Source organism: Maribacter spongiicola, from assembly GCF_004364165.1.
GTDB classification, from domain to species: Bacteria; Bacteroidota; Bacteroidia; order Flavobacteriales; family Flavobacteriaceae; genus Maribacter; species Maribacter spongiicola.
Map to the genome: position 1 here is coordinate 113,939 of NZ_SOAY01000012.1, position 26,037 is coordinate 139,975.

Annotated in this window: 17 protein-coding genes; 13 read left to right on the forward strand and 4 right to left on the reverse strand. The window is 35.1% G+C overall.

Features of this window, described 5'->3' with window-relative positions; translation table 11 throughout:
- Positions 1–33 precede the first annotated feature (33 nt).
- The 6 genes from CLV90_RS13715 (at position 34) to CLV90_RS13740 (ending at position 9,008) form a co-directional block, all read left to right on the forward strand.
- A complete protein-coding gene (locus CLV90_RS13715) occupies positions 34–2,370 on the forward strand; it encodes a chondroitinase-B domain-containing protein (protein WP_133688082.1) in 2,337 nt (778 codons plus the stop codon).
- A gap of 5 nt (positions 2,371–2,375) precedes the next feature.
- Positions 2,376–4,604 (forward strand): alginate lyase family protein, encoded by a 2,229-nt coding sequence (locus tag CLV90_RS13720; RefSeq protein ID WP_133688083.1) that lies wholly within the window; start codon positions 2,376–2,378, stop codon positions 4,602–4,604.
- 20 nt (positions 4,605–4,624) lie between these two features.
- Positions 4,625–4,999, forward strand: coding sequence for a cupin domain-containing protein (locus tag CLV90_RS13725; RefSeq protein ID WP_036156630.1), 375 nt, complete (start codon positions 4,625–4,627; stop codon positions 4,997–4,999).
- A gap of 1,109 nt (positions 5,000–6,108) precedes the next feature.
- A complete protein-coding gene (locus tag CLV90_RS13730) occupies positions 6,109–6,810 on the forward strand; it encodes a FadR/GntR family transcriptional regulator (protein ID WP_133688084.1) in 702 nt (233 codons plus the stop codon).
- Between the two features lie 101 nt (positions 6,811–6,911).
- Entirely contained in the window at positions 6,912–8,213 is a 1,302-nt protein-coding gene (locus CLV90_RS13735; protein ID WP_133688085.1) for an MFS transporter, read from the forward strand.
- A gap of 33 nt (positions 8,214–8,246) precedes the next feature.
- Positions 8,247–9,008, forward strand: coding sequence for an SDR family NAD(P)-dependent oxidoreductase (locus CLV90_RS13740; protein WP_133688086.1), 762 nt, complete (start codon positions 8,247–8,249; stop codon positions 9,006–9,008).
- Positions 9,009–9,070: 62 nt separating this feature from the next.
- Here CLV90_RS13740 and CLV90_RS13745 read toward each other — a convergent pair whose 3' ends face one another.
- Positions 9,071–10,087: a LacI family DNA-binding transcriptional regulator gene (locus tag CLV90_RS13745; RefSeq protein WP_133688087.1), complete on the reverse strand. Its 1,017-nt coding sequence runs from the start codon at positions 10,085–10,087 to the stop codon at positions 9,071–9,073.
- Between the two features lie 150 nt (positions 10,088–10,237).
- Here CLV90_RS13745 and CLV90_RS13750 point away from each other — a divergent pair, with 150 nt between their 5' ends.
- From CLV90_RS13750 to CLV90_RS13770, 5 genes are all read left to right on the forward strand, one after another.
- Positions 10,238–11,284, forward strand: coding sequence for a sugar kinase (locus tag CLV90_RS13750; protein ID WP_133688088.1), 1,047 nt, complete (start codon positions 10,238–10,240; stop codon positions 11,282–11,284).
- Positions 11,285–11,322: 38 nt separating this feature from the next.
- Positions 11,323–12,543 (forward strand): 6-phosphofructokinase, encoded by a 1,221-nt coding sequence (locus CLV90_RS13755; RefSeq protein WP_133688089.1) that lies wholly within the window; start codon positions 11,323–11,325, stop codon positions 12,541–12,543.
- A gap of 8 nt (positions 12,544–12,551) precedes the next feature.
- The gene (locus CLV90_RS13760) at positions 12,552–13,220 is read left to right on the forward strand and encodes a bifunctional 4-hydroxy-2-oxoglutarate aldolase/2-dehydro-3-deoxy-phosphogluconate aldolase (RefSeq protein ID WP_133688090.1); all 669 of its coding nucleotides are present in this window, start codon (positions 12,552–12,554) and stop codon (positions 13,218–13,220) included.
- 261 nt (positions 13,221–13,481) lie between these two features.
- Positions 13,482–15,143 (forward strand): tetratricopeptide repeat-containing sensor histidine kinase, encoded by a 1,662-nt coding sequence (locus CLV90_RS13765; RefSeq protein WP_133688091.1) that lies wholly within the window; start codon positions 13,482–13,484, stop codon positions 15,141–15,143.
- A 3-nt stretch (positions 15,144–15,146) separates the two neighbouring features.
- Positions 15,147–15,812, forward strand: a complete 666-nt coding sequence (locus CLV90_RS13770) for a response regulator (RefSeq protein ID WP_133688092.1) — start codon at positions 15,147–15,149, stop codon at positions 15,810–15,812.
- A 190-nt stretch (positions 15,813–16,002) separates the two neighbouring features.
- Here CLV90_RS13770 and CLV90_RS13775 read toward each other — a convergent pair whose 3' ends face one another.
- The 3 genes from CLV90_RS13775 to CLV90_RS13785 are packed head-to-tail and all read right to left on the reverse strand — an operon-like array spanning position 16,003 to position 22,780.
- Complete coding sequence (locus CLV90_RS13775) at positions 16,003–16,893, reverse strand: transglutaminase family protein (RefSeq protein ID WP_133688093.1); 891 nt, start codon at positions 16,891–16,893, stop codon at positions 16,003–16,005.
- A gap of 2 nt (positions 16,894–16,895) precedes the next feature.
- Complete coding sequence (locus CLV90_RS13780; protein ID WP_133688094.1) at positions 16,896–19,457, reverse strand: circularly permuted type 2 ATP-grasp protein; 2,562 nt, start codon at positions 19,455–19,457, stop codon at positions 16,896–16,898.
- Positions 19,457–22,780 carry a transglutaminase family protein gene (locus CLV90_RS13785; RefSeq protein ID WP_133688095.1) on the reverse strand — a complete coding sequence of 1,108 codons (3,324 nt, stop codon included), beginning with the start codon at positions 22,778–22,780 and terminating at the stop codon, positions 19,457–19,459. Before CLV90_RS13785 ends, CLV90_RS13780 begins: the two co-directional genes overlap by 1 nt.
- A 228-nt stretch (positions 22,781–23,008) precedes the next feature.
- On the opposite strand from CLV90_RS13785, the gene CLV90_RS13790 reads away from it, so the two are divergent.
- Positions 23,009–23,551, forward strand: coding sequence for a DUF4287 domain-containing protein (locus tag CLV90_RS13790; protein ID WP_133688096.1), 543 nt, complete (start codon positions 23,009–23,011; stop codon positions 23,549–23,551).
- A 27-nt stretch (positions 23,552–23,578) separates the two neighbouring features.
- Positions 23,579–26,008 carry a carboxypeptidase-like regulatory domain-containing protein gene (locus CLV90_RS13795; protein ID WP_133688097.1) on the forward strand — a complete coding sequence of 810 codons (2,430 nt, stop codon included), beginning with the start codon at positions 23,579–23,581 and terminating at the stop codon, positions 26,006–26,008.
- Positions 26,009–26,037: the final 29 nt, after the last annotated feature.

The following is a 26,037-nucleotide window of genomic DNA, read 5'->3' on the forward strand; positions in this document are numbered from 1 at the left end:
TGGTAAACCAATTTGGTTAACCAATTTTAACTCATGAGACGATACCACCTTCTATTCTTATCTGTTTTTATATGCCTAGCATATTCCTTTACCACACCACAACAAACTTATACTGTAAAAAATGTAGCAGAGTTTACAGCTATACTTCAAAAAGTACAGCCTGGTGATAGTATCGTTCTTGCCAATGGTATTTGGATGGATTCTGAACTACTCTTCGAAGCAAACGGTACGGCAGAAAAGCCTATTACACTTATAGCAGAAGAAAAAGGAAAAGTGATTCTTTCCGGAGCTTCAAACTTAAGAATCGCCGGTGATCATTTAATCGTAAAAGGTCTCGTTTTCAAAAATGGTTATACACCTACCAATGCTGTAATATCCTTCAGAAAAAGCAGGGAAAAAATGGCTAATAATTCTCGCCTTACCGAATGTGTTATTGATAACTTTAATAATCCTGAGCGCCAAGTACAAGATTATTGGATAACCATCTACGGAAAAAATAACCGTATTGACCACAACCATATTGCAGGCAAAAAGAATTTAGGGGTTACCATGATTGTTGGTCTAGATACCGAAGATAGTAGAGCGAATAACCACCAAATTGACCACAATTATTTCGGACCTCGCCCAACCTACGGCAATAATGGAGGTGAAACCTTAAGAATAGGAACTAGCCACCATGCGTTAGAAAAGTCGAATACCCTAGTTGAATCTAACTATTTTGATAGAACCAATGGCGAGCATGAAATCATCTCTAACAAATCTTGTAATAACACTTTTAAATACAATACTTTTTTCGAATGTACAGGTACACTAACAATGCGCCATGGTAATGAAACGTTGGTTGATGGTAATGTGTTTATAGGTAACAATAAACCAAGTACTGGCGGAGTTCGTGTCATTAATGAAACGCAAACAGTAATCAACAACTACCATGTTGGTTTAACAGGTTATCGTTTTAGAGGTGCCTTCGTAATGATGAACGGCGTACCAAATTCACCACCAAATAGGTACGTACCCGTTATCGATTCTAAAGTAAACAATAACACTTTTGTAAACTGCTATAATATTCTTTTTGGTGCAGGTAGCGATGCCGAAAGAAGTCAGGCACCAAGAACATCTGAGTTTTCAGAGAATATCATTTACAACGATACCAAAAAAGATGTTTTCACTATTGATGATGATATTAGTGGCATCACTTTCAAAAACAACATTCTTGGTGAAAATTCAGAAACTACCATTGAAGAAGGATTTAAGAATGCCAAAATTAAATTGGTAAATGACAAAAACGGATTCCCGATTCCCACTTCTAATAAAATAAAAACTAAAGTTGTTATTAGTCCGAATATTGCAACTAAAGAAAATACGGGAGCATCGTGGTATTCAAAAGCAGATAATACTGTTGCATTAAACTCTGGCAATACGATCAACGTAGCCGCTGGTATCAATACCTTATATGATAAAGTAAAAGAAACCAAAGCTGGTGATATTATCATTCTTGAAGACGGTGGTACTTACTTATTGACCAAAGCGGTTATAATTAACCACCCACTTACTTTTAAAACCATCGGCAAAGAAAAGGCGACCATCTTATTTGAAAGAATGATGGCTTTTGAAATTGAAAATGGCGGTAGTCTATCTCTAGAAAACATCACTTTCGACGGCACCAAATCTCCAGATTACGCAGGTAACTCAGTTATTAGTACCAGCAAAAAATCCATGATTGATAATTATAAACTGTTTATTGATAGATGTGAATTTAAAGATATGATCGTAAACCACTCTTTTGATGTACTACGAGTTTCTAAAGGAACTTTTGCCGATACTATTAGTATTCAAAACTCTACCTTCAAAAACATATCTGGTAGCATTGCAGCCTTAGATAAAGAAACTGATGATATTGGTGCTTACAACGTAGAGTATTTTATAATGAAGAATAATGCCATCAACGACTTACAAGGTGCTGCATTACGTTTGTATAGAGGTGGTAAAGACGAAAGTACTTTCGGACCGTTTTTAGAAATGGAACACAATGTATTTGACCATGTCGGTTATGGTTCTAAAAATAAATATGATGCTACCGTTTCTTTATACGGAGTTCAAGAAACAGCCATTAAAAACAATATTTTTAAAGATAGTAAAGCAATTAACATGCACCTTGTAGTCGGTGAGCCAATTGTGAAAGTTCTAAATAACGTCTTAAGTAATTCAGAGAAACTTATGGTTACCGGCGATCAGAAATACCAAGTTGAAAACCAATGGGAGCTTGCCCCCGAATTCTCTAAAGACAGTAATTACTCATTACCTTTAAATTCTCCATTAAAAGGAAAGGGTACTGATGGCAAAGATTTAGGCCTACTAAAAAACGAATAACACACATGATCAAATACTTAAAAACAGTACACGTTTTTATTTGCGCTATATTAATAACATTCAGCGTAACTGCACAAGAACACCCAAGCCTAATTCTTACCAAAGCGGGTGTTGAAAAAATAAGAGCAGAATTAGGTTCTGTGCCTTTATTTGATGCATCGTTACAAAAGTTAAAAGCAGAGATCGATGCCGAAATCGCTTTAGGCATCGACACACCTATACCAAAAGATTATTCTGGTGGCTATACGCATGTTCGTCATAAACGCAACATGATCGTCATGCAACAGGCTGGTGTTTTATATCAAATATTAGATGATGAAAAGTATGCGAAGTATGTAAAAGACATGCTTATGCAATATGAAGGAATTTATAAAACACTACCACTGCACCCGAAAACAAGATCTTATGCTCGTGGTAAATTGTTTTGGCAATGTTTAAACGATTCTAACTGGTTGGTTTACGTGAGCCAAGCTTACGATTGTGTATATAATTACCTAAGTGCAGCCGAAAGAAAAAAGCTAGAAAAAAACCTTTTCAAACCATTCGCAGATCACATTTCAGTTGATAGTCCGCAATTCTACCAAAGAGTACACAACCATAGTACGTGGGGTAATGCGGCTGTTGGCATGATCGGTTTAGTAATGAATGATAAAGAATTAATTGATCGCGCTTTATACGGTATTCCAGATTTAAAGATGGACAAAACTGCTATGGACGATGATGGCGGATTTATTAATAAAGAAGGAAAAGCCGGATTCTTAGCAAACATAGAAGAACCTTTTTCTCCTGACGGGTATTATAATGAAGGTCCGTACTACCAGCGTTATGCGATGTATCCATTTTTGATTTTTGCGGAAGGATTACACAATGTAAAACCAGAAGTGAAAATTTTTGAATACAAGGACGGTGTACTTTTAAAATCAATCAATGCTCTTTTAAATTTATCTGATGCAGATGGAGATTTCTTTCCCCTTAACGATGGTCAAAAAGGAATGTCTTATTACAACGATGCTTTGGTTACCGCTGTAGATATTTCTTATTATTTCGGAAATCAAGACCCCGGATTGCTAAGTATCGCAGAAAAGCAAAATAAAGTATTATTAGATGATTCCGGATTGGCAGTTGCTCTTGGAGTGAAAAATGGAAAAGCAAAACCTTTTGATAAAAAATCAATTAATTTATCTGATGGACCTAACGGAAAACAAGGTGGTGTCGGTATTTTACGAAGCGATGATTTAGAACTTGTTTTTAAATATGCAGCACAAGGGTCAAGTCATGGTCACTATGATAAGTTATCCTGCTCCTTCTACGAAAATGGCAATGAACTATTGCAAGATTACGGATTGGCTCGTTTTGTAAATATTGAACAGAAAGGTGGTGGTAACTATCTCAAGGAAAATAAAACTTGGGCAAAACAAACTATTGCCCACAACACCCTTGTACAAAATGAGAAATCTCACTATCAAGGCAAATATGATATTGGTAGCAAGCACCATCCAGATCTGTATCTTTTTGATGATTCTAATGCCGATATACAAATTGTTAGTGCTATAGAGACTAATGCGTATCCTGGTACAGAGATGCACAGAACAATGGCCATTATTAAAGATGATGCATTTGAAAAGCCTTTCATGCTTGATATACTTCGAGTTAAGTCTGATAGCACCAACCAATATGATTTACCCTTTTATTTTATGGGTCAAGTATTGAACACAAATTTTGAATACGAAGTTCCTAAAACATTGGAGCCTTTAGGTGCTGATAATGGGTATCAACATTTATGGTCAGAAGGCTGTGGAAGCATAACAGAAGAAAACACTAAATTAAGTTGGTTAGATAAAGGGAAATTCTACACCTTAACCGCTGCAACATCAAAAGATGACGAGCTAAGGTTTGTACGAATAGGTGCAAATGACCCTGAATTTAATTTACGAAGAGAGGCTGGTTTTATTATCCGCAGAAAAGATACTCAAAACACACTTTTTGTTTCAGCGATCGAAGCACATGGCAGCTATAGTCCGGTTTCAGAATCTGCCGTTAATTCTAATAGTTCTATTTCAGCATTAAAAGTAGTTTTAGACACTGTAGATTACACTGCTATTTCAATAACTACCGCAAAAGATGCTACCAAACTATTTATTATTGCAAATACAAATGCTTCAAAAGAAGCTACGCATACATTAAAAATTAACGATAAGAATTATGAATGGTCTGGTTCTTATTATTTTAAATAAAAATTAAAAGAATAAAAATTATGAAAAGATTCAGTGAAAAGTACGTCATTACTAAAGACATGGAATGGGAAGTACTTGGTGGTGGAGTATCAAGAAAGTTTTTAGGTTATGACAACCAAATCATGATGGTTAGAGTAAAATTCGACAAAGGAGCATTAGGTGCACCTCACCAACATTTTCACACACAAGCTACTTACTGTGTTTCAGGTAAATTCGAATTTGTTATCGATGGCGAAAAGCAAATCGTAGAAGCAGGTGACGGAGTTTATATTGAACCAAATTTGTTACATAGTGCGGTTTGCCTTGAAGAAGGGGAACTTATTGATACTTTTAGCCCTGTCAGAGAAGATTTCTTAAGTGGTGTGGGTCCATCTTATTTTGGAGATAAAGAATAAAGTAAAATCTGTTTGTAGCTCTTCTAGTGACTACAAACAGATTTCTTAAAATATTATTTATAATAATATTTAAATGCTGAACCAATACTTATGACAACAGAAAATATGTCCTTCTCAGGAAAATTTAAAAAAAAATGTCTCAAAGATTTTGGTCCAGCATTTTTTATTATTGGTTAAGTTCTGGGTACCAGTAGCGTTATCGCATTGATTATATTGGGAGCTAAGTATATTCTTAGCCTTTATGAGTACTGTTACTCTTCTGTATGATTAAAACATTCAGTTATGCTGTTTCCCTAATGCTAAATTAAAAATGCTATTGACATAATCTTTATCTGGATACACTTAAATCTTTGATAATTTTTTTTTAAACTATCATTTTGAATACTACTTGTGTATTGTCAAATTTATCAGCTGAACTTTACCTACATATCACCTTTTAATCCAATTTTCCTTATAGTTTAAACGGGTGCGTGCAGAGTTTCGACTTCGAAAAATAAAGCGAGAACAATCGAAATTAAGATGCTAATTCCCTGATGGCGATAATAGACCATATAATAGTTGAAATATAGATGGAAAACCGTTAAAGCATATACAAATGGTGAAATATGACATTAAAAGTTTCAAGAGGAGTTATTTAACATATATATCGTGATTGTATTAAGAGGTAACTTGAAAAATACAACCCTACTAAATTATTAAATGTAAAATTCCATTCTTTTCACGAATAAATAATATATATTTGGTAAACCAATTTGGGCAACCAATTTGGGCAACCAAAAAAAGCAATCATATTAACGTGAAAAAACTGAAAAATTTTTAAAGCAATATTGAGCATATTAAATGAAAGCAAGACAAACTTGTTGTTAAAAACAATCATTGAACAAAATTTAACCTATTAGTTGGTTGAAGCATATGGTGCAGAAAGTAAGTTGTTTGAGTTATTTTTTTAAGATTGCTGGCTTGTTAAGCGGGCCAGCAAATCTTTCTAAATTATTATTTTCAGTGAATTCCTAAGATTAAAGTCTTGAATAATTTGATAACACCGTTAATTTCTTAAATTTATATAACCAATCTGGTAAACCAATCTGGTTAAATAATAAATGTGATATATGAAATTAGAAATTCTTACTAAAAATGATAATCAAGAGCTACAAAACGAGATTATTTCTAAAATTCGAGATTTAATAAATTATAAAAATCTTGAACCAGGTGATAAATTACCTTCAGAAAGAATGCTATCTGAACGTTTTGAAGTTAGTAGAAGTAATGTACGCGAGGCCATTCAAAAACTTGAATTTTACGGCATATTAAAATCAAAACCACAAAGTGGAACTTTCGTAGCCGATATTGGGCAAGTAGCTATGAATGGAATGATGGAAGACATTCTTGGCCTAGAAGACCCCGATTTTAAATCTTTGGTCGAGACAAGAATTCTTCTTGAACTTAAAACTGTAAGATTAGCGGCCCAAAGAAGAACTGAAGAAGATTTAGTAAAAATGGAAGCCGCATTAGATGCGTACAAAGAAAAAGTAACAAATAATGAAGATGCTGTTCAAGAAGATTTACTTTTTCATTTATCAATAGCTCAAGCCTGTAGAAATAGTACGATTAATAGAATGATGCTGATTATTACACCTGAAATCATCAACAACTTTGAAAAATATCATGTTTGTGACAAGAATCAAGCATCAAAACGAGTCATAGAGCATCAGAATATATTTGAAGCGATAAAAGAACAAGACACGCAGAAAGCTAAAGATATGATGAAGGTTCATTTCAAAGAGCTTTACAGTTATTGTTATAATATCTAGAATGTACAAACCATATATTCTTATTACCAATTAAATAAAGGATTTTTCTAGATAATCGATGACACTATAATAGCCAAGCCAAAACCAAATAAAATAGAATTATGAAAATTAAAGGATTAAGATGGTGGGTTATTGCATTGATTGCAATAGCTACTATTATCAATTATATTGATCGTCAGTCTATCGGAGTTCTTTGGCCAGATATTGCAGAAGACTTATTTCCTGAAAGTTCAAATGATGAACGAAAAGAAATCTTTGCCACTATTTCAGTTGTTTTCATGTTCGCCTATGCTTTTGGGCAGGCTATTTTCGGTAAAATCTTAGATTGGCTTGGTACAAGAATTGGTTTTGCTATTTCAATCGGTATTTGGTCAATTGCCACAGCATTACACGCCTTAGCACAAGGAGTATTAAGTTTTGGAATATTCAGAACTATTTTAGGAATCGCAGAAGCTGGTAACTGGCCAGGCGCAGCTAAAGCAAATGGAGAGTGGTTTCCAACTGAAGAAAGAGCATTTGCGCAGGGCTTATTTAACTCTGGAGCCGCTATTGGGGGCATTATAGCTATACCTGCAATTGCTACAATGACCATATACTTCAGCTGGCAAATGATATTTATTTTAGTTGGTGCACTAGGGTTGCTATGGTTAATACCTTGGTTACTATTAGTAAAAGCTCCACCAAAAAATCATCCATGGATTTCTGATGAAGAAAGAAATTACATCTTAACAGGCCAAAAAAATCAAGATATTGATAATGACGGTACTACAGACGAAGGGTATAATCCAGATACTTCAAAACTTCTAAAGCATAAACAGAGCTGGGGCGTAATCATTGCATCAGCTGCAATTGATCCTATCTGGTGGTTATTCGTGGTATGGATACCTATTTATCTAAACGAAGTTTATGGTATGGATGTAAAAACAATAGGTATTTATGGATGGGTACCTTATGTAGGTGCTATGATAGGTGCTTGGTTTGGCGGTCTATTTGCTCAAAATCGCATAAAAGCAGGTTGGACTGTTGATAAGACTAGGAAAATTATAATTACCATAGGATGCCTAATTATGTTACCTAGTTTATTGGCAATGTCTAACCCAGGTGGACCTACAGGAGCCGTACTAATAATGGCACTTATATTATTTGGTTTCCAAACCGCAATCGGTAATGTTCAAACATTACCTAGTGATTTTTTCGGAGGTAAAACAATAGGAACTTTATCAGGTATAGCAGGTATGGCTGCCAAGTTAACAGCTGCCGCATTAATTTATTTGGTGCCTTGGTTAACATCTGGAGGTAACTATACACCGGCTTTTGTCATCGGCGCAACAATGGCTATAATAGCTTTAGCTAGCATATGGTTATTATGCGGTAAAATTGAACCGTTAAATGAAAATAAATAAACTGAATTAAGAATAGAATAAAATAATTATAACATGAGTACAGAAGGAAAAATAGCAGTAATTACAGGAGCAACTGGAGGAATCGGTTTTGAAGTTGCTAAAAGATTAGGACAAGACGGGTTCACCGTTATCTTAAACGGTATAGATGACGCAGCTGGTGCTGAAAGAATTAAAGAACTTACCGCAGAAGGTATTACTGCCGAGTACGTAGGGTTTGATGTTACCAATGAAGAGGCGGTAACTAAAAACATCAGAGCAATTGGTGACAAATATGGTAAAATAGATACACTTGTAAACAATGCAGGTGGTTTAGGCGGTAGATCTCGTTTCGAAGAAATGACTACTGAGTTTTACAGATCTGTTATGGCATTAAACCTTGATTCAACTTTCTTCGCTTCAAGAGCAGCTATACCTTACCTTAAAAAAGGTGTACACCCATCAATCATTAACTATACATCTAACGCAGCTTGGACAGCTGGTGGACCAGGTGCTGGTATCTACGGTACTTCTAAAGCTGGTGTTAATGCAATAACTAGAGCTTTAGCTAAAGATCTTGCCGAATACGGTATTAGAGTAAATGCAGTATCTCCTGGCACTATCGATACTCCTTTCCACGCACAAATCAAAGCTACTAAACCAGAAGTTTTTGCTTCATGGGCAAATAACATTATGTTAGGTAGATTAGGTCAACCTGGTGATGTTGCCGGTGTAGTTTCTTTCCTTGCTGGTAAAGATGCAGCTTTCATTACTGCAGAAACTATACAAATTGGTGGCGGTCAAGCTTTAGGTATCTAGTAGATAGAAATTATTTACACAATATAAAAAAGCGTTATTGTAATCTTACAATAACGCTTTTTCTATTTAGACGAATCGCGTATAATCAGTTCTGAGTCTAAAATGATTTTATTTAAAGATTGTATCACAACATCTGTATCAACATAGCTTAAAAAAGTCTCAGCGGCCAGTTTGCCTATTTGTTCGCTATGCTGACTAACACTTGTAATCGAAGGGGTTACTAAAGATGTAAAAGGCTCGTTACCAAACCCCACTAATTTAATTTCTTCCGGTACTTTTATATTTTTCTCCTTTAAAACTTGTAGCGCGCCTAACGCAGCATAATCACTGGCTACATAAATGGCATCGGGTCTATTTTTTAATGCTAATAATTTTTCTATTTGTTGCCTTCCATCTTCTAAGGTCAAGCTACTCTCAATCAATAATTCATCATCATGTGGTAAATTATGTTTTTTTATCGCATCAATATATCCCCTAATTCTGTTATTGAAAATTCGAGTTCTACGGTATCCACCAATATGTGCAATTCTCTTACATCCTTGCGCTATTAAATGTTCAACGATCATATGACTGCTGTCATAATCATTAATACCTACATAATCTACATTTAGATCATTCTCTCCCCTATCGAACAGTATTAAAGGTATTCCGTAAGATTTTATTTTTTCGTAGTAAGACAGGTCTACCGTTTCATTTGCCATTGAAGCAATGATACCATCTACTTGTGTATATAAAAGAGCATCTATATTCTTACATTCTTTTTCAAAAGACTCGTTAGATTGAGTTATTATAATATTATAGCCTGCTTTATTAAGCACCTTTTCCATATTCTCGACCACCGAAGAGAAAAAGTGACTGTTTGTTCTAGGCACAATAAGTCCCACCAAATTACTTTTTCCTTTTCTAAGGGCACTTGCTAGATGATTTGGCTGGTAATTTAACTCTTTGGCTACCTTCTTAACAGCTTTTTTTGTTTTTACACTTATGCGTGCATCATCATTCAACGCTTTAGAAACCGCTGCCGTTGAAATACTTAAAACATTTGCAATGTCTTTTAAAGTTGTTCTTTTTTTATTCAACTTCTTTTTTTATATTTGTTTAATCGATTAACCAAAAGTAAGACTTTAATTCACTTAATCAAAAAATGTCTTTTTTTGGTTATTTTTTACCTTAAATGGTTAATCGATTAAACAAACGATAAATCAGTATATATTAAACTTAATATTCACATGAAAAAAGTAGTAACATTCGGCGAGATTATGCTTCGCTTAGCACCAGAAGGATTTTTAAGATTTTCACAAGCAAATAGATTTGATGCTATTTACGGTGGTGGCGAATCTAACGTAGCTGTTTCTTTAGCTAATTATGGCGTTCCTGTAGATTTCGTAACTCGTTTACCAAAGAATGATATTGGTGAATGTGCAATGATGGAAATGCGTAAAAGAGGTGTTGGTGTAGATAAAATTGTTTACGGTGGCGATCGTTTAGGCATCTATTTCTTAGAAACTGGTGCAGTATCTAGAGGTAGTAAAGTAGTATACGATAGAGCACATTCTGCTATTGCTGAAATTGAATCTGGCATGATCGATTGGGATGCTGTTTTTGAAGGTGTAGAATGGTTTCATTGGACGGGTATTACACCTGCAATTTCTCAAGGAGCTGCAGATGTTTGTTTAGAAGCTGTAAAAGCTGCTAGTGCAAAAGGAATTACTATTTCTACAGATTTAAATTATAGAGCTAAACTTTGGACATTCTGTGATGATGCTCATAGAGAAAAAATCATGTCTGGTTTAACTGAATACTGTGATGTTATTTTAGGTAACGAAGAAGATGCTGAAAAGCACTTTGGTATTCACCCAGAAGGACTTGATGTTCATAAAGATGGTGCTGACGTAAAAGCGGAAGCTTTCTTATCTGTATGTAAGCAGATGATGAAGAAATTCCCAAAAGCTAAAAAGGTAATTACAACCTTAAGAGGTTCTATTTCTGCATCGCACAACACATGGGCAGGTGTATTATGGGATGGTACTAAAATGTACGAAACTCGTCAATACCAGATTACAGATATCGTTGACCGTGTTGGTGGTGGTGATTCTTTCATGGGTGGTTTGATCTACGGATTATTGAAATACCCAGAGGATGATCAGAATGCACTTGATTTTGCAGTTGCTGCATCTTGTTTAAAGCATACTATTAAAGGTGATGCCAACCTTGTAACAGTTTCTGAAGTTGAGAAACTTATGGGCGGTGATGCTTCTGGTAGAGTTGCTAGATAATTAGAAAACTACTTTAGACACCTTCTAAAAATAAAAAAATGTCGAAAAAATCTGTTTTAATTCTTTGCGGTGGCGGACCTGCACCTGGTATAAATACCGTAATCAGTACCGTGGCAAAGGCTTTCTTAAAAGATAATTATCGAGTTTTAGGTTTGCATGAAGGTTTTAAAGGAATTTTTGATGAAAATCCGCAAATCAAGGAATTCGATTTTTTCCATGCCGATAGGATTTTCAGTAGAGGTGGCTCAACATTAATAATGAGCCGTTTTAAACCTAAAAACGAAAAACTAAACACTAACCTGTTTATTGATAATAATGTAAAACTGTTGGTAAGTATTGGTGGTGACGACACTGCTTCTACTGCCAACAGAATTACTGGGTTTTTAAAGAAAGAAGGTATTTCAATTGCTAACATTCACGTACCTAAAACTATTGATAACGATTTACCGTTACCAGATAGAAACCCAACATTTGGGTTCCATTCTGCAAAAGATGAAGGTGTTCGTATTGGTAATACAACCTATGAAGATGCTCGTACCAGTCAAAACTGGTTTGTAATGTCTACCATGGGTCGTTCTGCAGGGCATTTAGCATTTGGTATTGCAGCTAGCTGCCACTACCCTATGATGATTATACCAGAAATGTTTGACCGCACTTCTATCACTTTTGATAAGGTAGTTAGAATGGTCATTTCTTCAATGATCAAACGTAAAATTGAAAATATCAACTACGGTGTAGCATTAATTAGTGAAGGGGTTTTTCATAATATGCCAGACTCTGAATTGAATAAGTGTGATATTAAATTCACCTATGATGATCATGGGCACCCAGAGTTAGGAAATGTAAGTAAAGCGCATATTTTTAATATGCTCGTTCAAAAGAAATTAAAAGAGTTAGGTATTGATATTAAAAGTAGACCAGTAGAACTAGGCTACGAATTACGCTGTTGCAGACCTATAGGTTTTGACCTTACCTTATGTACGGTTCTAGGTCTTGGCGTAAAAAAATTATTTGACGAAGGTAAAAGTGGCTGTATGATTACTGCAAATTCCAGAGGTGAAATTACGCCGTTGTTCTTATCAGAAATTCAAGATGAGAACGGTAAAATTGCCCCTCGTTTGGTAGATATCAATTCAGAATTAGCAGAATTATGCTTTCAAAACTTATTCTATATAGGTGAAGACGATTATGAGGATGCAAAAAAATATGTAGACAACCCTTCGGACTACGATTTCAACAAAATTTTAACTGAGAAATAAAAAAATAGATGGCACAATATTCAAGAATAGAAGTAGCAAACGTAATGAAGGAAACTGGTATGGTTCCTTTATTTTATCACCCAGATGTAGAATTAGGTAAAAAGGTTTTACAAGCTTGTTACGATGGTGGTGCACGTTTAATGGAATTTACCGCTCGTGGCGATTTCGCTTTCGAAGTTTTTTCTGAATTAAACAAATATGCTATCCAAAACTTACCGGGTATGATTATGGGTGTAGGATCTATTACAGATGCTGCAGCTGCTTCATACTACATGTCTATTGGTGCAAATTTCATTGTAACCCCTTCTTTAAGAGAAGATATTGCAATAGTTTGTAACCGTAGAAAAGTTTTATGGTCTCCTGGTTGTGGTTCATTAACCGAAATCAACAAAGCGGAAGAAATGGGCTGTGAGATTGTAAAATTATTCCCTGGTGATCTTTACGGACCTGGTTTCGTTAAAGGAATTAAAGGACCTCAACCTTGGACAAGCATTATGCCGACAGGTGGTGTTAGTACCGATGAAGCCAACCTTAAAGGTTGGTTCGATGCAGGCGTTACTTGTGTTGGTATGGGATCAAAATTGATTAGTAAAGAAATTTTAGCAAATAAAGATTACGCTGGTTTAGAAGCTTTGGTAAAAAACACTTTGGCTACTATCAAAGAATTGCGTTCATAAGGTATAGAGGTAACAAACACCAAGTGAATTCAACATTCACTAAGTGCTGCCTTTTAAAAGTGCATATTTAAGTTGTTAGTTGGAAAAGGGCATTTAAACTTGGGCATTACGCTGAAGTTTGGTGCTCTTTTTGTTTAAACTATAATTAAGACTCTTCTATATGTAAATTAACTCGTTCATATTCAAAGCTATTATTTTATAGGAGTAATAACTACGCTCTAATTCAAAAAATAATACCTAAAAAGTTTCTACATTAGAGGAATGAAATACAATAAAGTTTCATTTATTATACCTACTCTAATTCTTTACGTTTTTGCATTTTGCTTTTCTTTAAGTTCTGCAGCACAAACGCCATCTGATAGTTCACTTTTTTTTCGAAATGCGATTGTTAATCCGGTTGAACCTCAAGACCTTCCTTCGGGTATTCACTTTTTTACCAAGCAAAAAGAAAACCATTTAGAATTGCAGGACACACTTAAAGTCATTTACGATTTAAGGCTTTTATCTATTGCTGAATTTAAAATAGGAAACAATTTCAACAGCGAAAACCATGTCGTAGAAGCTTTGAACCTAATTAATTCAATGGCAACCAAAGACACCTTAATTAACGCCAGAGTAGGCTTATACAATCAATTAGGTAGAATATATAGAACTTCCAATAATTTTAATGAAGCTATTAATTCATTTGATCAGGCTTTACAAATAGCTACAAATTTAAAGGACAGTGTAATTATACTAAATAATAAAGCCAATATATACACAGACGAATTAGCTTATTCTAAAGCACTCGAAATATATCGATTACTTCACCAAAAACAATCGGAATTAAACAATTACGAACTAGGTTTAATCGTCGACAACTTAGGGCACGCGCAGGCCAAACTAAACCAACCTGATGCTTTAAAGAATTTAAAAAGGGCTTTTGATATTCGTGAAAAAAATAATGATATTATTGGGTTACATTCTAGCACTACACATTTGTCTCAATATTATTTAGATAAAAAAGACACGACCAATGCTTTAGTATTTGCTGAAAAAACATTGGCATTATCAAATAAAATAAATAGTAGCTCTTTTAAAATCGAAGCAATTTCTTTACTCATGAATTTAAATAAAAATCCGCTTGTTCATGAATATTTAAGACTGAACGATAGTATTACAAATGCCAAACAAATAGCAGAAAATAAAAATGCATTTCTAAAATACAACGTTTCCGAAGAACAGAAAAAAACTCAAGCTAGCATATTACTTCAAGAAATAGAATCTCGCAAACGATTGGCTTACCAAGCTCTGGCATTCATTATTTTTTTAATCTTAGTTGGTTCTTACTTTATCTATCGCAACAGATACCGTAAAGCTAAAATTGAAGAAATCTATAAAACAGAAACCAGAATTGCTAAAAAAGTACATGATGAAGTAGCTAATGACATGTATAAAGTAATGACCTCACTTGAAAATAATTCGGGCATTGATAGTAAGATTATTGATGAAATGGAAAAAATTTATACTAAAACAAGAGATATTTCTAGAGAAAATAGCGCAATTGACCTTAGAGAGGATTTTGGATTACAATTAAATGATTTACTCTTAGGATATAAGAACGATAAGGTCAAAGTAATTACGAAAAACCTTTCAAAAATGCCTTGGGATACCGTTCCTGAACTCAAAAAAACTACTGTTTACAGGGTATTACAAGAACTCATGACCAATATGAGAAAACATAGTAAGGCAACATTCGTAACTTTAATATTTGAAAAAGAAGGTTCTAAAATGCACATACGTTATAAGGATAATGGCGTTGGATGTGATCTTTTTAAAAAAAATGGCCTGCAACATACGGAATCCCGTATCGCTTCTATAAATGGAACTATTAATTTTGAATCTAAGCAAGGTGATGGCTTTAAGGCATCCATAATAATTTAGCGCATGTTCAAAAAAGTTTTAATCGCGGAAGATATGGAGGACATCAACAAAGGTGTATTTTCATTACTGACCGAATTGGGAGTTACACAAATAGATCAAGTTCAGTATTGTGATGATGCGTACTTAAAAATCAAAAGGGCCGATCTTGACAAGATACCATTTGACCTGGTTATATCTGATCTCTCTTTTAAAGTAGATCACAGATCACAAACCTACACTTCTGGGCACTCGTTGGTAGAAAAACTGAAAACGGAATTTCCTGAAATAAAAGTAATTGTGTATTCTGTTGAAGATAGATTACAAGCCGTAAGAACCTTATTTACCCAACATCATATTGATGCTTATGTATGTAAGAGCAGAAACGGACTCAAAAATCTCACCCAAGCTATCAATGAAATAGTTGAAGGAAATACCTTTTTATCTCCTGAAGTGGCTAATGCCTTTAGCAGTGAAAATGAATTAGAGATAGATGATTACGATATTTCTCTGTTAGATCATCTTAGCAAAGGCTTATCTCAAGATGAAATCAGTGCTTTATATAGAAAAGAGAATATAATGCCCGCTAGCCTAAGTTCTATTGAAAAGCGTTTAAATAAGTTACGCTTACAATTCAACGCCAATAACGCCATACACCTTGTGGCCATCGTTAAAGATTTAGGACTTATTTAATGGTTTTATAATACATTACGGAAAACCGTAATTAACTTATAAATAATGGGATTACTTTTGATCTCACCTAGCAATAGGCATACTAACCAGTAATTAAAACATAGATGCTACGGCCATCCTACTGATGAGGTATTTCGGGGGAACTAACCGATTTGGTGGGAATGGCCTATTTTTGAACCGATATCCCAAACTACACTACCGCAGCAATATCTACTGCTACATCTAATTTACTTTGACCACTACCATACACCACCCCTTTTAAAGGAGGCACATCATAGTAATCTCTACCCCAACCTACTACAATATGTTGGTCTTTTGGTATTTGATTGTTCGTCGGGTCAAAATCTACCCAGCCAAAACCTGGTATAAATATAGCGAACCACGCATGTGACGCATCGGCACCTACCAACTTCTTTTTACCCGGGGCAGGCAATGTTTCTATATACCCGCTTATATATCTTGCAGGCAAACCAACAGAACGAATACAGGCAATTGCAATTTGTGCAAAATCTTGACAAACACCTTTCTTCTCTTTCATAACCTCTTCTATCGGGGTAGATATGGTAGAAAATTCAGAATCAAAATCAAAATCGGTGTAAATACGCTGCATCAATTCGAATGCTGCATCAAAAACAGAACGATTGCCTTTAAAAGAAAGCTCGGCATATTCTCGAATAGCCCTATCTGTTCTTCTTATAAAAATGGATTCTAATATATATTGTTTGGCCTCAAGAACTTCTGGGTCCATACCTTGTAATGCCGCTAGTGCATCATTCATCGTAATACTTTTGCAAGCTTCGCTATTGAAAGATTCTTGAAACTTGGCATATTCTCGCTTAATTTTACTCTTAGTAGTCACCTTTAAGGTTCTATGCTCTGTCTGTATTGAAAAACGTGTAATATAATTACCGAAAAAATCTATTCGCTCACTTATCTCTGCAGGCTCGGGCGTAATTTCTATTTTATAGGATAGTAGCTCTTGACCTTTAGATTCTCTTGGTCTAAGGGTGGCTATATTATGACAATAGCTAACAGGGGCATTATAATCGTACTTGGTAATATGTGTTACGTTGAATATCATAATCAAATAGGAAAAGACTGTGTAAACAATTGGGTCTGCTTGGCTGTATGATTGAAATAGGTATTTGTTATAGCTTGCGAAGCTTTATACAACAAATCTGAAAGCTCTTTTAATAGTACCTCTAAATCTTCTCGCGTAAAATCTTCTTCTGATTTTGTCATTGCCAATTTCGAAGACTCTGCCAATCGTAACTTCGAAAATGCCTCGAATACATATTTCTGATAATTACTTAATTGATGATCATGCTTAGAATGTGGTAGCCGTGCTATATCTTTTTGAATGCGATTGATCATAAAAGTCAATGATCGTGCATAATCTAAATCTAGCACTACCAAATCTAACACATGCGCCAACTCTATATGAGAACGGTAACTATATCTATAAATATTTAAGCTTTCGTGGCTGGTCAATAAATATTCCAATACATCATATTCTACTTGCTCTTCGTATTTTATGGTCAATAGCGCTCTACATTTGGTAATTGTTAAAGTACTCTGCTCTAATTGCAGCCCAATAAAGTATAACAACAAACCTTGTTGCACCATAATGCTTTCTTCAATTAACCCCATAAATGCTATTAAGCGGGTAATTAATTGATTTAATACTTTTAATATTTTATTGATGGAATGGTCTTCACCATCTACTAAAGAACTCCACAATTTTTGAATATTTTCAAAAACACGCCACATATCTGAAGACCAAAGATTACGAATGGAGTAGTAGGAATTACTGAACATGCCAATTGTATGTGCCAAACTGCCTATTCTATTCTTATCAAGAATTACAGATAGCATTTCTTCATACGGATTGTCCATTGCCAATTTTCCGTTTTTGTCCTTTTCTATAAACCCGGGATAGGTACCTGTTAATTGTGTTACAGCTTTAAATAACACTTTAAGTTTTTCAGAATCTGGCTTTTCATCTCTATTCTGAACAATGGCCATTTGGCGCATTACGGTTCTTAAAAATCGCGCATTGACCAATGTACGACCTACATAGCGACCAGCCCAGTATAAATTCTCGGCCGTTAAACTTGGTAAATCGTTAAGTCCAGAAATAGCTACTGAGGACTTCTGTTGCCAATGCCTATTTTTTTCTTCTTTGACTTGGTTTTCATCTAAAATCCAGAAATCTTTACTGGTACCGCCTCTTTGGTTTGAAACACGTACAGTTTCGCCATCGGGTGCCACGCGTACTAAACCACCTGGCATTACGGAATATTGGTCTTTTGATGCAATACAAAAAGCTCTAGCAACCACATTTCTAGGTTCTAATTTTTCACCGGATAGATTGGGTGCCGTAGAAAAATTAATGCGCTCTTGAGCCACAAAACGGTATGGGCGTTCTAAAATAACTTTTTTGAGTTCTTCTAGTTCTTTGGGGCTCATCTGCTCGCCAAAATAAATACTTTCTCTATTGGTGCGATCTATTCTTTTGATTACTAATTCAGAAATATGCTCAAGCACATAATTTCTTTCTTTCTCTTGCCCACACCACCATGACGCTATTTGCGGCAATTCTAATTCTTCATCTAAGAAGAATTTTGAAATGGCAGGCATAAAAGGAATTAAACCCGGATTTTCAATTACTCCGCTTCCAATTGGATTAATAACCGATACATTTTTTCTTCGTATGACATCTAATAATCCGGCAACGCCCAAATGTGAATCTTCCCGCAATTCTAAGGGATCTGTAAAAGCATCGTCTACTCTACGTAAAACAACATCTATCTGTTTTAAACCCTGTAATGATTTCATCCAAAGAAAACCATCTCGCACTACCAGATCATTTCCTTGTACCAGCGGATATCCTAAGAAAGAAGCCATGTAGGCATGTTCAAAATAGGTTTCGTTATGTGAACCGGGAGTAAGTATGACTATATTCGGATTCTCTTTTTTACCCGGTGCCGCATCAACGAGCATTTGGTTGAATTCTTGAAAGAACCCAGACAAACGCCTTACCTTCATTTGCGCATACATATCGGGTAATATTCTACTGGTAGTAGACCTATTTTCTAGTGCATAACCCATACCAGAAGGTGCCTCTGTACGATCATTTACGACCCACAAGCGCCCATCTGTACCACGGCAAAGATCTGCTGCATAAATGGATAGATACTGTTCTAATTTTAGCTCCATACCAGAGCATTGCCTTAAAAAACCTCGATGACCATAGATAACTTCATAGGGCACAATGCCATTTTTTATCAGTTTTCGCTCGCCATATACATCTTTTAATACTAAATTAAGCAATTCTGCCCTTTGCTTTAAACCTGCCTCTACCTTTGTCCACTCCTCTTGGTGCAACATGAACGGAACCACATTCAGGTTCCATGGTCTGTGCATACCCTGGGGGTCATTATACACATTGTAGGTGACACCGTTTTCTGATAGTAACCAGTCAATATCTCTTTGACGTGCGGTTAAACCATTAATACCTATTTTGTCAAATCTGGTCAATAATTTGTTCCAATAGGGCTTCATACCATTGTTCAATGAATACATTTCATCATTGCCCTGTTGGGTATCATAATTATTAAACCAGGTAGTCTTTGTTGTTGGCATTACTTCTTACGTAAATCTGTTACATGCGGATACTCGGGGTTAACCGGCATCTTCTTATATACAAATGTATTTGAACCTGACTTAGGTTCTACCATTCTACCCGTAAAATTTGTTGAAGCGACCAATTCTGTAGGTGTTACCTCTTCTTGCGTTACCCCAATATCCCAAAAACGATTAATTCTTCTCGATTCTGCCTCCAAACTATTTACTGGGTACGTATCATAAGAACGCCCACCTGGGTGTGCTACAAAATAGGTACAACCTCCAATAGACTTGCCATTCCAATCATCTACAATATCAAATACTAACGGGGTATCTACACCGATGGTCGGGTGTAATGCCGACCATGGTTCCCATGCCTTAAAGCGTACGCCCGCTACATACTCCCCTTTTGTACCTGTTGAACTCAATTCTATCTTAACCCCGTTACAGGTCAGTGAATATCGCTTGCTATTAAAATTATTCACTTTTACCTGTACACGCTCTAATGATGAATCTACATACCGAGATGTGCCACCACCGGTCATTTCTTCACCAAGGACATTCCAAGGCTCTATGGCCATACGCAATTCCATTTGAATAGAATTAATTTCTACCATACCATATAGCGGAAAGCGGAATTCGAAAAATGGATCAAACCAATCTAATTGGAACGGATAGCCCGCCTCGTTCAATTGTTCGACAATATCTTTGATATCTTCTTTTACATAATGCTCTAACAAAAACTTATCATGCAACTCGGTACCCCAACGTACCAAATCATGCTTATACGGCTTTTTCCAAAACCATGACACCAAGGTACGTACTAGTAACATTTGCATTAAACTCATTTGTGCATGCGGCGGCATATCAAAAGCTCGTAACTCTAAAATACCTAAACGACCCGAAGACGAATCGGGCGAATATAATTTATCGATACAGAATTCTGCCCTGTGGGTGTTACCCGTGATATCTGTTAATAGGTGACGGAATAAACGGTCGGTAATCCAAAACGGCACTTCTTTATCTTCTGGTATTTGAGAAAAGGCAATTTCAAGTTCATACAAATTCTCTAACCTAGCCTCATCTACTCGTGGTGCCTGACTGGTAGGCCCTATAAACGCTCCTGAAAACAGATAAGATAAGCCTGGGTGATGCTGCCAGAATGTTAATAGACTTCGTAACAACTGCGGATTTCGCAATAGCGGACTATCAGCCGGCGTTACCCCGCCCAGAGTTACATGGTTGCCACCACCTGTACCGGTGTGTTTGCCATCTAACATAAATTTTTCGGTACCTAAACGGGCTTGTTTTGCTTCGGCATAAAGTGTTAACGTATTGTCTGTTAATTCTTGCCAGTTTTTCGCAGGATGTACATTCACCTCAATCACCCCTGGATCAGGTGTCACCTTTAAGACTTCTAATCTATTATCTCTTGGTGGCTCGTAGCCTTCTAGAATTACCGGTACATTTAGTTCTTTTGCGGTAGCTTCTATACATGCTACCAAATCTAAAAAGTCTTCGGCGCTGTCTAATGGCGGAAGATATAAGAACAATTTATTCTCACGAACTTCGGCACAGATCGCCGTTCGTACATAAGGGTGCTTTCTCGGGTGTGAATTAGACCTTAACTTCATACGCTTTTGTAAAGCATCATCAGTGGTTGGTAAATCTGGTGTTTTCTCAAATAACTCTACCTCTGCAGTTGGTTCTGAAGGTATTGGAGGATCTTTTGGTAATGCCGCTAACGGCAAACGTAAGCCAATTGCCGAATTACCAGGTGTAAGCAGTAAATTCTTATTTCTGAATACCCATTTATTGGTCAACCATTTATTGTTCTTTTTGATAAGTGGGTACACATGACCTACCGTTTTCCCAATACCTTGTTCTAATATTTCACCTAGTTTTCTACGGAGGTGGCTATCATCTTTATTATATTTTTTCGGATTTACATCTACAGGTAATTTCCCCTCTTCCCACAAGAAGTAAAATGCATCTTCATAGGCGGGCATAATACTATTGATCTTACAACCTAAATAACCACCTAGTGTCTTTAAAAATCGTTTAGTAATATTTCTTGGCATCTTATATTCCTCAGAAAATGATGCCAATAGGCTTGGGTCTTTCCAAATTGGTTTCCCATCTTTTCTCCAATGTATACCGATTAGCCAACGGGGCAATGCTTCACCTGGGTACCACTTACCTTGTGCGTGATGCAACAAGCCGCCTTTACCAAAAACTTCTAATAAACGAATAGACAATTTACTTGCCAATTCTCGCTTGTGCTTACCGTCAGCGGCGGTATTCCACTCTTCAGACTCCATATCATCTATAGAAACGAACGTAGGTTCACCGCCCATCGTCAAACGAACATCATTTGCCTGTAATTCTTCTTCCACCTTAAAACCAAGATTGTAAATTGCATTCCACTGCTCTTCTGTATATGGTTTTGTCACCCTCGGAGATTCAAATATTCTAGTTACCGAATTTTCGAATTCAAAGGTAGTTTCTGCAAAATCGCTAAATCCGCTTACTGGGGCTGCACTTTCATAAGATGGTGTACAAGCCAACGGTATGTGACCTTCACCGGTAAAAAGTCCAGATGTGGCATCTAAACCAATCCACCCGGCACCTGGCAAATATACTTCTGCCCAGGCATGTAAATCTGTAAAATCTTCTTCAGGACCTGACGGACCGTCTAATGATTCTTCATCTGATTTTAATTGTACCAAATAGCCAGATACAAAACGTGCCGCCAAACCTAAATGACGAAGTACCTGTACCAACAACCAAGCAAAATCTCTACAAGAACCTAATTTGCCTTCTAAGGTTTCTTCGCATGTCTGCACACCTGGCTCCATACGTAAGGTATAGTTCAGATAATTATACAAATTGCTATTAAGGTTAATTAAGAAATCTATACTTCGAAGCGGAGTCATATCAATTTTTGACAAATACTCTTTTAGTAGCGGTCCACTTTCCACTTTTTCTAAATAAGGCAAAAGCTCCTTTTTAGCTTCTTCAGAATATTTAAAAGGAAATTCTTCACACGCCTCTTCTACGAAAAAATCGAACGGATTAATGGTCTTTAAATCTGCTATAATTTCTACATCTACAGAAAGTTCGGTCGTCTTATCAGGAAATACAATACGCGCCAAATAATTACCAAATGGATCTTGTTGCCAATTGAAAAAATGGTTTTCCGGTTTTATCTTTATCGAATACGCCTCTATAGGTGTTCTACTATGTGGTGCAGGTCGTAACCTGAATATATGAGGAGATAGATTTATGCTTCTATCATAGATATATTTCGTTTTGTGTTTAATTGCAACTTTTAATGCCATAATGTGGGTTGAATTTCAATACTACCTAATATAAGCACTAATATCAGCAATTATAGATTACTAGCCGTTATTCATAAAATTATTATTCATTTTAGAGTTGCGTCGTATTTTATTGACAGATTCTTAATGTTTAGACATAATTCTTGTTTTTCTGTGGATGAATTAAAATGGAAAGACAGATGATTTTTAATTTTCGTAAATTGAATGCTCCAACCAAACTTTATAAAAATGGATAAGGCACTACAAACCATGATCGATAATATGCCCGAGAAAACAGGCAAATCTTTAACCGAATGGAAATCTGTTTTAAAAACAAAATCGTTTACCAAACATTCTGAAGCCGTCAATTTTCTAAAGAAGGAACACGGAGTTACCCATGGTTTTGCGAATACAATAGTCACTTTGTCTAAAGAAGAAGACAAAGATCCAGCCGATTTAGTTGCTCAACAGTATAAAGGAAAAGAAAGTTTAACCCCTATTTATGAAGCTCTTTTAAAAGTGGTAAAAACTTTTGGTGAGGATGTTACTATTACCCCTAAAAAAACCACCGTAAGTATTATTCGGAAAACGCAATTTGCACTAATAAAACCGGCAACCAAAACAAGAATTGACCTTGGACTCAAAATAAAAGACAAGCCGACCACAGAGCGACTAGAATCCTCGGGACCATTTGGTAGTATGTGCACCCATAGAGTTCAACTTACCGAAGCTAAACAGGTAGATGATGAATTAATTGATTGGTTGAAGGAGGCTTATGAAAAAGCGGAGTAAGTTTGTTTAGTTTTTGAAAAACATACAATGAAAAGCATATCCATAATAATTTCAATTCTATTTCTAAGTCTCATATCTACTAGAACTCTTTTTTGTCAAGATTCACTTTTTAAAGGAATATCACCTTCTGAATTTGAAATTATTTTACTTGGAGAGCAAACTCATGGAGATGGTGCCGTTTTTGACAAAAAGCTAGAAATGATAAAAGACCTGCATGAGAACCATGGGTTTAATCTATTAGTTTTTGAGAGCGGTATGTATGATAATTTTAAAGCAAATGAGCTTTACAAAAATCAAAAAGAGGAAATCGACATTTTCAAGCAAAGTGTAGGTTGGCTTTATACCTCAACAGAAGTTTTTCAACAACTTTTAAATTATCTTGAAACACATCCTGAATTAAAAATACTCGGATTCGATTCTCAAGAATCAAATCTTTTTGAAGAATACTTTCTAAACGATTTTAAATCTCTTTGCTCTAAAAATAACATTGTAATTTCTGATGAAGTCTATATCGAAATTGAAAAGACAATGATTGTTAGAGATTTTGAAAAGTATGCTTTTAACAAAAGAGACTCTACCAACCTTTACAACACTATTAACGCTGTCATTGACAAAATTGACCAAATCCCTAAAAATGATATTGAAACAAAAGTGATAGTACAAACATTTAAGAGTGTATTTTCTGATTTAGATTTCGGTTTAAAATCCCTACAAAAAGAAAAAATAGCTATTCAAAACCCTAGGGATAAACAAATGGCAGAGAATCTGATTTTTATAAAGGAAACCTACCTAAATGAAAAAATTATAGGTTGGGGTGCTAGTTATCATTTTGCAAATAAATTAAATGAATTCGAGTACACCTTAGAAACTGAAAATTACATTAAAAAACAAATTGCAATAACAGACAGTATTCTAGGTGATAGCCATACTACTGATGAAGAAATTGCACAAATAAAAGAATTAAAATATGCCGTACCAATGGGTCAAATTCTTAAAGAAAAATACGGCTCAAAGTTGTTTAGTTTAGCTTTCACTTCTTATGAAGGCTTCTATTTTGATTTTTCAGTAGAACAGGTTTCTCCAATTTTACAACCACCAACTAATAGTATTGAATCCGATTTTAAAAATCAGCATATTAAAACAGAGCTATATGTTTTAAATGATATTCCGCATCAATTTTATTCTTCTGCTCTAGGCTATATTCCGCTATCCGCCAATTGGGAAAATATTTTTGATGGTTTTTATTACATTGAAAAAATGTACCCTCCAAATTATATCAAATATGATAATGAAAAGACTAAGACTATTACATTAAAAGGTAGCAGCATAAGCGGTTCTATTATTGACAACGATACTTCCGAACCCATAAATTATGCCGATGTATATTATTCTGATCTGAATTTAAGTACCGTTTCAAACGCAAAAGGACAGTTTAATATCCCGAATAAAAAAAGATCAAATAGCTATATAGTATTTTCTTCAATTGGGTATGAAAGTGATTCTATATCTACCAATTCACTTACAAAACAAATTAACATCCGTCTTAAAAAATCTAAAGATGATATTGTTTTAAATGAGGTCGTTGTTTCGGCTGCCAGGGTAGAATTAAGCGCTGAAGAAATCATTAAAAAAGCTCGGGAAAATATTGAAATGAATTACGTTCAAACTCCCTATAATCAAAACTTTTTATTCAAAATAAGTCAACTAAAAAGTACAGATTCGTTAGCTATTGGTGAAGAAGCTATTATTAAAACCTATAACAAAAAGGGAATTAACGGAAGTAATAAACCTGAAAATAACTTTTTTGCGGAAATTGAACATTTAAGAGCTAATACTACTATTTATGAAAAAGATAAATGGAGCGGCGTAGGTTCTTTGTGGGTAATATTAAATAGAGATATCATTTTAAGCAAAGCCAATGTACTTTACCGTACCGGTTCTTATGACCTAAAAAAACAAAAATCATTAAACTATGATGGACTAAAAGTGTATCAGATTAATTTCACTAATAATTCTCCAGGTTCATATTCTACCGGTTTTGGGTATCCTGCCCCTGTAGCATCATTCGGTAGTATCTATATTGACACAAAAAATTATGCTGTTTTAAGGTATGAACATAATATAGAACGTCAAGAATATAAAACTAAAAAATCAAAAAAATTAGTAAAACAAAATCATAATATTGTTCAGACTTACAAAAACGTAAGTGGAAAGTACTTTTTTAATGTATTAGAAATTACAACCTCTGCTGACATCTTTACAATTGACCATAAATATTTAAACACTAAATATTTTAATGATAAGATTATTTCTCAAGATATAGAAACAAATACAGTAAGTACTTTCTCTAAACCACTTATAGAATTAAAACAAGGCTATAAAAAACAATTAAATGACCCATATTGGGAAGACAAACCAATGGATTTTATGATTGAAATACCGTCAAGAAAATTTTAATATTAACTACAGAAAGATATCCTTTCATA

Bases quoted from the DNA above. Each gene is read 5' to 3' on its own strand.
- CLV90_RS13720 (WP_133688083.1), top strand. From the start codon at position 2,376: ATGATCAAATACTTAAAAACAGTACACGTTTTTATTTGCGCTATATTA.
- CLV90_RS13765 (WP_133688091.1), top strand. From the start codon at position 13,482: ATGAAATACAATAAAGTTTCATTTATTATACCTACTCTAATTCTTTAC.
- CLV90_RS13750 (WP_133688088.1), top strand. From the start codon at position 10,238: ATGAAAAAAGTAGTAACATTCGGCGAGATTATGCTTCGCTTAGCACCA.
- CLV90_RS13730 (WP_133688084.1), top strand. From the start codon at position 6,109: ATGAAATTAGAAATTCTTACTAAAAATGATAATCAAGAGCTACAAAAC.
- CLV90_RS13725 (WP_036156630.1), top strand. From the start codon at position 4,625: ATGAAAAGATTCAGTGAAAAGTACGTCATTACTAAAGACATGGAATGG.
- CLV90_RS13760 (WP_133688090.1), top strand. From the start codon at position 12,552: ATGGCACAATATTCAAGAATAGAAGTAGCAAACGTAATGAAGGAAACT.
- CLV90_RS13755 (WP_133688089.1), top strand. From the start codon at position 11,323: ATGTCGAAAAAATCTGTTTTAATTCTTTGCGGTGGCGGACCTGCACCT.
- CLV90_RS13735 (WP_133688085.1), top strand. From the start codon at position 6,912: ATGAAAATTAAAGGATTAAGATGGTGGGTTATTGCATTGATTGCAATA.
- CLV90_RS13785 (WP_133688095.1), bottom strand. From the start codon at position 22,780: ATGGCATTAAAAGTTGCAATTAAACACAAAACGAAATATATCTATGAT.
- CLV90_RS13780 (WP_133688094.1), bottom strand. From the start codon at position 19,457: ATGCCAACAACAAAGACTACCTGGTTTAATAATTATGATACCCAACAG.
- CLV90_RS13790 (WP_133688096.1), top strand. From the start codon at position 23,009: ATGGATAAGGCACTACAAACCATGATCGATAATATGCCCGAGAAAACA.
- CLV90_RS13715 (WP_133688082.1), top strand. From the start codon at position 34: ATGAGACGATACCACCTTCTATTCTTATCTGTTTTTATATGCCTAGCA.
- CLV90_RS13795 (WP_133688097.1), top strand. From the start codon at position 23,579: ATGAAAAGCATATCCATAATAATTTCAATTCTATTTCTAAGTCTCATA.
- CLV90_RS13770 (WP_133688092.1), top strand. From the start codon at position 15,147: ATGTTCAAAAAAGTTTTAATCGCGGAAGATATGGAGGACATCAACAAA.
- CLV90_RS13775 (WP_133688093.1), bottom strand. From the start codon at position 16,893: ATGATATTCAACGTAACACATATTACCAAGTACGATTATAATGCCCCT.
- CLV90_RS13740 (WP_133688086.1), top strand. From the start codon at position 8,247: ATGAGTACAGAAGGAAAAATAGCAGTAATTACAGGAGCAACTGGAGGA.